Raw genomic sequence first — 9617 nt, forward strand, 5'->3', positions numbered from 1 at the left:
GCATCACGGCTAACGCCTACGCTGATCCTGCAAGCCAGGACTTCGTTCCAACCACACTGGCCGGCACCAGCGCCCAAAGCGAGGCCAAAGGCTTTATCGACGGAGCAAGCCTGGGCGGTACCACCCGTAACTGGTTTTCCAACGAAAACAAGTTCCGCGGCGGCAAGTTCACCTACCAGAAGCACGGCGAAGCACGTACCGACGCATACCGCACCAACTGGGTACAAGGCACGATCCTCAACGGCACCTCGGGCTTTACTCAGGGCACCATTGGCGTGAGCACTGAAGTTGCCGTGTACAACGCTCTGGTTCTGGACCGTAGCAAGCGCGACATCAAGGGTGGCTCCAACCGTACCTTGGCCGACTCCAACGGCGACGCCGTTGACCAGTGGAGCAAACTGGGCCTGGCCAACGTGAAGTTCCGTGCATCGAACACCACGCTGACCGCCGGTCGTCAGAACTTCAGCAGCGGCATCGTCGACACCATCGGCAACCGTGCGCTGCCTTCGAGCTTTGAAGGTGTTTCGATCGATAGCCAGGAATTCAGCAATCTGTCGTTCCAAGGCGGTATCTTCGATCGCGTTTCGCCACGTACCGAGCAAAGCTTGTCGAAGTTCCGCTCCGAATACGGTAACGGCCAGACCACCGACAAGGTGAAAACCCTGGGCTTCAACTACCAGCCGTTCAAGAGCCTGAAAACCAGCGTGTTCGCGGCGAACGTCGAGGACTTCTGGAACCAGTACTACGTCGGCGCCACCCATGAACTGGGCGATAGCAGCGTCCTGGGCCTGACCACCGGCCTGAACTACTACAAAACCACCGATACCGGCAGCAAGAAGATGGGCAAAATCGACAACGACACGTACTCGTTGTCTCTGGGCCTGACTCACCAAGCCCATAGCCTGACCTTCGCCTACCAGGCCATCAACGGTGACGAATACTTCGACTACCTGCACGAAACCAACGGCATCTACCTGGCCAACTCCCTGACGTCCGACTTCAACGGACCGAACGAGAAGTCCTTCCAGATCGCTTATGGCATCAACATGGCTGAATACGGCATTCCTGGCCTGAAGTTCAATGCCTACTCAGCACGCGGCTGGGGTATCGACGGTACTCACTACACCGGCACCGCCTACGGCGAATCGGGTGTACGCCGCAGCGACCTGCGCCTGATGGACGGCGAAACCCACCAGGAATACGGTGTAGGCGCCTCCTACGCAATTCAGAGCGGCTCACTCAAGGCAACGACCATTCGTGGCACCTACGTGACCCACCGCGCCAGTGAAAACCAGGCTGACGGCAACATCCGTGAGTTCCGCCTGGTCACCACCATCCCGTTCAACATTCTTTAATTAGCGCCAGGTAAACGGCAGGCTCAGGACGAGCCCGCCGTCTACGCTTGTCTGGCTCCATCGATTGCAGAGGGCTCTGAATGAAAATGCTCCCGTTACAAGCCGCCATGGCCGCTGCGCTGTTGAGCGTGGCGATCGGCGTTTCGGCCAAACCGCTGGTGGTCTGCACCGAAGCCAGCCCGGAAGGTTTCGACCCGGTCCTGTACACCACGGCCGTCACCGCTGACGCCGCCGCGGAAACCATGTTCAACCGTCTGGTGGACTTCAAGCCCGGCACCACCGAAGTGATTCCTGCACTGGCCAAGGCCCTGCCGGACATCAGCGCCGATGGCCTGACCTACACCTTTCACCTGCGTGACGACGTCAAGTTCCACACCACCGACTACTTCAAACCCACGCGCAACATGAACGCCGACGACGTGCTTTGGAGTTTCCAGCGCCAGCTGGACCCGAATCACCCGTGGCATAAAAAGTCCAACGTGGGCTACCCATACTTTGAAAGCATGGGCTTCAAGGAACTGCTCAAGAGCGTAGAGAAGACCGACGATCATACCGTCGTCTTTACCCTGACTCGTCCTGAGGCACCGTTCCTGGCCGACCTGGCCATGGCGTTTTCCTCGATCCACTCCGCCGAATACGCCGACCAGTTGCTCAAGTCCGGCAAGACCGATGACCTGAACGCCAAGCCGATCGGCACCGGGCCGTTCATTTTCACCCGCTATCAGAAAGATGCCCAGGTGCGCTTCAAGGCCAACCCGGAGTACTTCCGTGGCAAGCCGCCAGCTGATCCGCTGATTCTGGCAATCACCGTCGACAACAACGTGCGCCTGCAGAAGCTCAAGGCCAACGAGTGCCAGATCGCGCTATATCCGAAACCGGATGACGTGCCGAGCGTCAAGGCCGACCCGAACCTGAAGGTCGATGAACTGGCGGCGATGACCACCGCTTACACCGCCATGAACACCACGCATAAGTACATGAGCGATGCGCGGGTGCGTCACGCCATCAACATCGCGTTCGATAAAAAAGGCTACAACGAATCCCTGTATGGCAAAGGCAACGCAGTGGACGCCACCGGCCCCTATCCAAGTACCCTGCTGGGCTTTAGCGACAAGCTTAAAAACCCAACCCGCGACCTCGACAAGGCCCGCGCCCTGCTCAAGGAAGCCGGCGTACCGGAAGGTACCGAGTTCACCCTGTTCACCCGTAACGGCGGCGGCCCGACCAACCCTAACCCGCTTCTCGGCGCCCAGCGCATGCAGGCGGATTTGGCCCAGATTGGCCTGAAGGTCAATATCAAGGTCATGGAATGGGGCGAGATGCTCAAGCGTGCTAAAAACGGCGAGCACGACATGGTGTCCGCCGGCTGGGCGGGGGATAACGGGGACCCGGATAACTTCCTCACACCGAACCTGAGTTGCGACGCAGCGAAAAACGGCGAAAACTACGCCCGCTGGTGTAACAAAGAGTTTCAGGACTTGATCGACAAGGCACGCGCTATCGCTGAACCCGCCCAGCGCGCTGCACTCTATGAACAAGCCCAGGACGTTTTCGAGAAAGACCAACCCTGGATTCCAATGGCCTATCCGAAAATGTTCACCGCCATGCGCAAGAACGTCGAGGGTTATACCCAAAGCCCTCTGACGACCAATAACTTCGCCACCACCCAGGTGAAGTAATAAGAAAAACGCTCGGCGCCGTCGACATCGACGGCGTCGGACCTGCCTAACCGGCTGATTGAGGTACACAACAAGATGTTTAGTTTTATTGCCCGCCGATTGGGGTTATTGATCCCCACGTTTTTCGGCATCACGTTGCTCACGTTTGCGTTGATTCGCATGATCCCTGGCGACCCCGTCGAAGTCATGATGGGCGAGCGGCGCGTCGACCCCGAGATGCACGCACAGGCAATGGAACGCCTTGGTCTTAACAAACCGTTATATGCGCAATACCTGGATTATGTCGGCAAGCTCGCCCACGGCGATCTCGGCGAATCCCTGCGCACGCGCACCAGCGTGTGGACCGAATTCACCGCCCTCTTCCCAGCGACCCTGGAACTGTCCATGGCCGCCCTGCTGTTTGCCGGCGTCCTGGGCCTGTTGGCCGGGGTGATCGCGGCCCTTAAACGAGGATCCCTGTTCGACCATGGGGTGATGGGCATCTCCCTTGCGGGATATTCGATGCCGATCTTCTGGTGGGGCCTGATCCTGATCATGTTCTTCTCGGTGAGCCTGGGCTGGACCCCGGTTTCCGGGCGGATCGACCTGCTCTACGACATCGAGCCGCGCACCGGCTTCATGCTGATCGACACCTTGCTGGCCGACGAGCCAGACGCTTTCTTCGATGCACTGCACCACCTGATCCTGCCGGCCATCGTGCTCGGCACCATCCCGCTGGCGGTGATTGCGCGGATGACCCGCTCCTCCATGCTCGAAGTATTGCGTGAGGACTACATCCGCACCGCCAAGGCCAAGGGCCTGTCGCCGGCGCGCGTGGTGTTCGTCCACGGCCTGCGTAACGCGCTGATCCCGGTGCTCACGGTGGTCGGCCTGCAAGTCGGCACGTTGCTGGCCGGTGCGGTCCTGACCGAAACCATCTTCTCGTGGCCCGGCATCGGCAAATGGCTGATCGAAGCCATTGGCGCGCGGGACTACCCGGTGGTGCAAAACGGCATCCTGTTGATCGCCTGCCTGGTGATCCTGGTGAACTTCGTGGTGGACATCCTCTACGGCTTCGCCAACCCACGCATCCGTCACCAGCGCTGAGATCATGACCATGACTACCTCTACACAAGCGTCAGCAGTCGATCAAAGCCTGCTGTACCCGTCCCCGTACAAAGAATTCTGGCAAGCCTTCTCCAAGAACAAAGGCGCGGTAGCCGGTTTGCTGTTCATGTTGCTGATCGTGTTCTGCGCGATCTTTGCCCCCTGGGTTGCACCGCATAACCCGAGCGAGCAATACCGTGACTTCCTGCTGACCCCGCCCGCCTGGCTGGAAGGTGGCCAGATGCAGTTCCTGCTGGGCACCGACGAATTGGGCCGTGACCTGCTCTCGCGCCTGATCCAGGGCTCGCGCCTGTCGCTGCTGATCGGTTTGTCGTCGGTGGTGATGTCGCTGATCCCGGGCATCCTGCTGGGGCTGTTCGCCGGGTTCTTCCCACGCTTGCTTGGCCCGACCATCATGCGCCTGATGGACATCATGCTGGCGCTGCCATCGTTGCTGCTGGCCGTTGCCATCGTCGCGATCCTCGGCCCTGGCCTGATCAACACCGTGATCGCCATCGCCATCGTCTCGCTGCCGTCCTATGTGCGTCTGACCCGCGCGGCGGTGATGGGCGAACTGAACCGCGACTACGTGACGGCCGCCCGCCTCGCCGGCGCCGGCCTGCCACGCCTGATGTTCATCACCGTGCTGCCTAACTGCATGGCACCGTTGATCGTCCAGGCCACCTTGAGCTTCTCGTCGGCGATCCTCGATGCCGCAGCCCTGGGCTTCCTCGGCCTTGGCGTACAACCGCCAACCCCGGAGTGGGGCACCATGCTGGCTTCGGCCCGCGACTACATCGAACGCGCCTGGTGGGTCGTGAGCCTGCCTGGTTTGACCATTTTGCTCAGCGTGCTGGCAATCAACTTGATGGGTGACGGCCTGCGCGATGCGCTGGACCCGAAACTCAAGAACGCCGCCTGAGGAGATTCCCATGTCATTGTTAGAAATCAAGAATCTCAATGTGCGCTTCGGCGACAAGACCGCCGTACCCGTGGTCGATGGCCTCGACCTGTCGGTCGACAAAGGCGAAGTACTGGCGATCGTTGGCGAGTCTGGCTCGGGTAAATCCGTGACCATGATGGCGCTGATGGGCCTGATCGAGCACCCCGGCATCGTCACCGCCGACTCGCTGACCTTCGACGGCAAGGACATGCTCAAGCTGAGCAGCCGCCAGCGCCGCCAGATCGTCGGCAAGGACCTGGCGATGGTGTTCCAAGACCCGATGACCGCGCTGAACCCCAGCTACACCGTGGGTTTCCAGATTGAAGAAGTGCTGCGCCTGCACCTGAAAATGTCCGGCAAGCAAGCGCGCAAGCGGGCCATCGAACTGTTGGAAAAAGTGGAGATCCCGGGCGCTGCCAGCCGTATGGATGCCTACCCGCACCAACTGTCCGGCGGTATGAGCCAGCGTGTGGCTATCGCCATGGCCATTGCCGGCGAGCCGAAACTGCTGATTGCCGACGAACCGACCACGGCGTTGGACGTAACGATTCAAGCGCAGATCATGGAGCTGCTGCTGGCCCTGCAGAAAGAACAGAACATGGGCCTGGTGCTGATCACCCACGACCTCGCGGTGGTGGCTGAAACCGCCCAGCGCGTCTGCGTGATGTACGCCGGCCAGGCCGTGGAAGTCGGCCAGGTGCCGCAGTTGTTCGACATCCCGGCACACCCGTACAGCGAAGCGCTGCTCAAGGCGATTCCGGAGCACAGCCTCGGGGCCACGCGCCTGGCCACGCTGCCGGGTATCGTGCCCGGTCGTTATGACCGCCCGCAAGGTTGCCTGCTGTCGCCGCGTTGCCCGTACGTGCAGGACTCCTGCCGCGCCCAGCGGCCTGGCCTTGATCCGAAAACCAACAGCCTTGCGCGCTGCTTCTACCCCTTGAACCAGGAGGTGGCGTAATGGCCGTCGTTCTTACCGCCCGCGACCTGACCCGTCACTACGAAGTGTCCCGTGGCCTGTTCAAGGGCCACGCCACCGTGCGCGCCCTGAACGGCGTGTCTTTCGAACTGGAAGCCGGCAAGACCCTCGCCGTAGTGGGCGAGTCGGGTTGTGGCAAATCCACCCTGGCCCGTGCGCTCACATTGATTGAAGAGCCGTCTTCCGGTTCCTTGAAAATCGCTGGCCAGGAAGTGGCCGGCGCCGATAAGGCCCAGCGCAAGCAACTGCGCAAAGACGTGCAGATGGTGTTCCAGAGCCCCTACGCCTCCTTGAATCCACGCCAGAAAGTGGGTGATCAACTCGGCGAGCCGTTGCTGATCAACACCAACCTGTCCGCCGCCGAACGCCGCGAAAAAGTGCAAGCGATGATGAAGCAAGTGGGCCTGCGCCCCGAGCATTATCAGCGCTACCCGCACATGTTCTCTGGTGGCCAGCGCCAGCGTATCGCGCTGGCCCGGGCGATGATGCTGCAACCGAAAGTACTGGTGGCGGATGAGCCGACCTCCGCTCTGGACGTGTCGATCCAGGCCCAGGTGCTCAACCTGTTCATGGACCTGCAGCAGGAATTCAACACGGCGTACGTGTTCATCTCCCACAACCTGGCGGTGGTGCAACACGTCGCCGATGACGTGATGGTGATGTACCTCGGCCGCCCGGTGGAAGTGGGCCCCAAGGAAGACATCTACGCCCGTCCGCTGCACCCGTACACCCAGGCGCTGCTGTCGGCCACCCCGACCATCCACCCGGACCCGAACAAGCCGAAGATCAAGATCGTCGGCGAGTTGCCCAACCCGCTGAACCCGCCGCCTGGCTGCGCTTTCCACAAGCGCTGCCCGTACGCGACCGCCCGTTGCAGCAGCGAGGAGCCGCAACTGCGTGCCTTGGATAACCGCCAAGTGGCCTGCCACTACGCGGAGCAGTTCGTCGCCTGATCCCGCAAAAAAAATGCCCTGGGCGATTTAGCCCAGGGCATGACATGAGTTCTACCGCCCCACCCGTCGGATTGCGCATCAGTCCGGCAGGTGGGGCTTTTTTTCAGGCCGACTTATGTATCGTTGTCACCTTCAGGGGTGTCATCGTCGTCTGGCGGGGCTTGCTGGTCGTCGTCATCCTTGGAGCCACCCTGGTCTTCATCACCGGGCTCCGACTCACTCTTGGCCAATTGCAGACCCGCGGCCTGCGCCGTCTTCGCCGCCACGAACCCCGGGGCCTGGCCCTGCACAGCCGTATTGGCCCACGCGGACGAAATGCCCAGGGATAACATCACCAGCACTTTTAGCATCAGCACTAAACGTTGAAAGATAGTCATGGTCGATTTCCGTCCAGTCAGTGGAACATGTGCGCCGGCGTTCGACCGTCGCTGTCAATCAAGCTAGTTCCTATCCTGGTTTTGCGCCACTTGCTGTCAGGTATCGCCGTCGTCGTAGGTTTCGCTGTCCTCACCCTCGTTGTAGGGGTTTTCCTGGTCTTCCTTGGGCGCCGGTTGCGCTTGGGGTTGCCAACTGCCGGAGTTGACCTCGCTCTGCTTTTTCTTGGTGACCGGGCCGGTGTCTTTCCATTGGGGCGCTCCGGCATCTGCCAACGTCGGAGACGCGGTTAACCCAAGGCTTGCTAGCAATACCAGATAGATGGCGTATCGAACATTTCGCACGGCGGTCTCCTTCACGATCATGGGTGAAAGTTAGACCCGATGCAGGGTTCCCGCCAATATTCCAGCCATATGGAGATCAACATGTGGGCGCGAGCCCCCTCCAACACCTTAGATTCGTGCCAGTTAATAAAACCTCGAATTCCTCTCTCACCCAGCCCTGAAGGAAACCAAAACCTACTTATTCTTCGCCAATTACAATGCAGCTCTATCCTGCCGCAGTATAAATGCCCCTTGAACGGTCTTGATTCCTCTTGAAGTATTGACGGTAAGATTAAACTTAAAAAAACCAGATTTCTCTGATGAGTTGATCATCCCGGTAATAAATCCAGACAGAACTTCTTGATCACTCCCAAATGCAAAAGATCGCACCGTATACCCCTGACCAACGGGAACATTAACGCCCCAGAAATTGAATGTTTCGAATGAAAACATTAACCCTGTTTCACGAATACTGTTTGGAGTATCTCGACCTACAAAAATTGGATGAATTGGTTGTTCCCTATCTTCAAGATATACATATTTATAAACCGGATTTACAACCCCGCCATCCTCCCATTTATATTCAAACTCTCCCGAAGCGTTCTGAACATCTTGCTGTTCTTTCTCACCTGTGCTCATTATCCATCCTACATTATATAAATCAACTTAACTTCATCTCCCCCCCAAAAGGCCAAATCCTTTCCTACGTAAGTCACACCCCATATAACGACGTAAAACCACAGAAAACCACTGTCAAACCTTACAGTTTAACGATTCATCAGCCTGACTATTTCCAATAGAACAACCTCGAATTTCAGACAAAAAAACCCGTTGTTTTCACAACGGGTTTAGACCGGCAACGACTTGACGTTTAGTGATGCTCACGCGTAGCACGGAACTTCACATCCGGCCAACGCTCTTCCATCAGCGCCAGGTTCACCCGGGTCGGTGCCAGGTAGGTCAGGTGACCACCGCCGTCCACAGCCAGGTTTTCCACAGCCTTGTTGGAGAACTCTTCCAACTTCTTCTTATCGCTGCAATCGATCCAGCGCGCGGAATACACGGTGATTGGCTCGTAGGAGCATTCGACCTTGTATTCCTCTTTCAGGCGGCTGGCCACCACATCGAACTGCAGCACACCGACGGCGCCGAGGATGATGTCGTTGCTGCGCTCGGGGAAGAACACCTGGGTGGCGCCCTCTTCCGCCAACTGCTGCAAGCCTTGGCGCAGTTGCTTGGATTTGAGCGGGTCACGCAGGCGTACGCGACGGAACAGTTCCGGGGCGAAGTGCGGGATACCGGTGAAGCCCAGGGTTTCGCCTTCGGTGAAGGTGTCACCGATCTGGATGGTGCCGTGGTTGTGCAGGCCGATGATGTCGCCGGCGTAGGCCTCTTCCAGCTGTTCACGCTCGGAGGAGAAAAACGTCAGGGCGTCGCCGATACGCACGTCCTTGCCGGTGCGCACATGGCGCATCTTCATGCCTTTTTCGTATTTGCCGGAGCAGATGCGCATGAAGGCAATACGGTCGCGGTGCTTGGGGTCCATGTTCGCCTGGATCTTGAACACGAAGCCCGAGAACTTCTCTTCCACCGGTTCCACGGTGCGCTCGTTGGCCACACGCGGCAGCGGGCGCGGGGCCCAGTCCACCACGGCGTCGAGCACGTGGTCGACACCGAAATTGCCCAATGCGGTCCCGAAGAACACCGGTGTCAGCTGGCCGTCGAGGAATTCCTGCTGGTTGAACTCGTGGCAGGCGCCCTGCACCAGTTCCAACTGGTCGACGAAGCGGTCGTACTCGTCACCCAGGTGGGCACGGGCTTCGTCCGAATCCAGCTTCTCGATGATCTTGGTTTCGGTGCGCTCGTGACCGTGACCGGCGGTGTAGACGATGATGTAGTCGTCGGCCAGGTGGTACACACCCTTGAA

At 59.1% G+C, this 9617-nt stretch carries 10 protein-coding genes; 6 read left to right on the plus strand and 4 right to left on the minus strand.

Features of this window, described 5'->3' with window-relative positions; all coding sequences use genetic code 11:
* Nucleotides 1-2 precede the first annotated feature (2 nt).
* The 6 genes from ACRESD_RS11530 (at nucleotide 3) to ACRESD_RS11555 (ending at nucleotide 6992) form a co-directional block, all read left to right on the plus strand.
* The gene (locus ACRESD_RS11530; protein WP_431751016.1) at nucleotides 3-1355 is read left to right on the plus strand and encodes an OprD family outer membrane porin; all 1353 of its coding nucleotides are present in this window, start codon (nucleotides 3-5) and stop codon (nucleotides 1353-1355) included.
* Between the two features lie 80 nt (nucleotides 1356-1435).
* Nucleotides 1436-3034 carry an ABC transporter substrate-binding protein gene (locus ACRESD_RS11535; RefSeq protein WP_431751017.1) on the plus strand — a complete coding sequence of 533 codons (1599 nt, stop codon included), beginning with the start codon at nucleotides 1436-1438 and terminating at the stop codon, nucleotides 3032-3034.
* Nucleotides 3035-3109: 75 nt separating this feature from the next.
* A complete protein-coding gene (locus tag ACRESD_RS11540; protein ID WP_106578740.1) occupies nucleotides 3110-4120 on the plus strand; it encodes an ABC transporter permease subunit in 1011 nt (336 codons plus the stop codon).
* Nucleotides 4121-4130: 10 nt separating this feature from the next.
* Complete coding sequence (locus ACRESD_RS11545; RefSeq protein ID WP_431751018.1) at nucleotides 4131-5042, plus strand: ABC transporter permease subunit; 912 nt, start codon at nucleotides 4131-4133, stop codon at nucleotides 5040-5042.
* A gap of 10 nt (nucleotides 5043-5052) precedes the next feature.
* Nucleotides 5053-6021 (plus strand): ABC transporter ATP-binding protein, encoded by a 969-nt coding sequence (locus ACRESD_RS11550; RefSeq protein ID WP_176995121.1) that lies wholly within the window; start codon nucleotides 5053-5055, stop codon nucleotides 6019-6021.
* Complete coding sequence (locus tag ACRESD_RS11555; RefSeq protein WP_016971590.1) at nucleotides 6021-6992, plus strand: peptide ABC transporter ATP-binding protein; 972 nt, start codon at nucleotides 6021-6023, stop codon at nucleotides 6990-6992. The genes ACRESD_RS11550 and ACRESD_RS11555 overlap by 1 nt, the downstream gene beginning before the upstream one ends.
* A 113-nt stretch (nucleotides 6993-7105) precedes the next feature.
* Here the strand turns inward: ACRESD_RS11555 and ACRESD_RS11560 are convergent, their stop codons facing one another.
* The 4 genes from ACRESD_RS11560 to ACRESD_RS11575 form a co-directional block, all read right to left on the minus strand.
* Entirely contained in the window at nucleotides 7106-7369 is a 264-nt protein-coding gene (locus ACRESD_RS11560; RefSeq protein WP_431751019.1) for a hypothetical protein, read from the minus strand.
* A gap of 96 nt (nucleotides 7370-7465) precedes the next feature.
* Nucleotides 7466-7711, minus strand: a complete 246-nt coding sequence (locus ACRESD_RS11565; RefSeq protein ID WP_431751020.1) for a hypothetical protein — start codon at nucleotides 7709-7711, stop codon at nucleotides 7466-7468.
* Nucleotides 7712-7903: 192 nt separating this feature from the next.
* On the minus strand, nucleotides 7904-8329 hold the full coding sequence (locus ACRESD_RS11570) for a hypothetical protein (protein ID WP_431751021.1): 426 nt from the start codon (nucleotides 8327-8329) through the stop codon (nucleotides 7904-7906).
* 232 nt (nucleotides 8330-8561) lie between these two features.
* Nucleotides 8562-9617: peptide chain release factor 3 (locus ACRESD_RS11575; protein WP_431751022.1), on the minus strand; the 1056-nt coding region annotated here is incomplete at its 5' end.

The organism is Pseudomonas sp. (assembly GCF_050739995.1).
GTDB lineage: Bacteria > Pseudomonadota > Gammaproteobacteria > Pseudomonadales > Pseudomonadaceae > Aquipseudomonas.

What these genes read in the sequence shown, in the direction of transcription:
- ACRESD_RS11550 (WP_176995121.1), top strand. Translation starts at nt 5,053, where the DNA reads ATGTCATTGTTAGAAATCAAGAATCTCAATGTGCGCTTCGGCGACAAG.
- ACRESD_RS11540 (WP_106578740.1), top strand. Translation starts at nt 3,110, where the DNA reads ATGTTTAGTTTTATTGCCCGCCGATTGGGGTTATTGATCCCCACGTTT.
- ACRESD_RS11555 (WP_016971590.1), top strand. Translation starts at nt 6,021, where the DNA reads ATGGCCGTCGTTCTTACCGCCCGCGACCTGACCCGTCACTACGAAGTG.
- ACRESD_RS11560 (WP_431751019.1), bottom strand. Translation starts at nt 7,369, where the DNA reads ATGACTATCTTTCAACGTTTAGTGCTGATGCTAAAAGTGCTGGTGATG.
- ACRESD_RS11535 (WP_431751017.1), top strand. Translation starts at nt 1,436, where the DNA reads ATGAAAATGCTCCCGTTACAAGCCGCCATGGCCGCTGCGCTGTTGAGC.
- ACRESD_RS11570 (WP_431751021.1), bottom strand. Translation starts at nt 8,329, where the DNA reads ATGAGCACAGGTGAGAAAGAACAGCAAGATGTTCAGAACGCTTCGGGA.
- ACRESD_RS11545 (WP_431751018.1), top strand. Translation starts at nt 4,131, where the DNA reads ATGACTACCTCTACACAAGCGTCAGCAGTCGATCAAAGCCTGCTGTAC.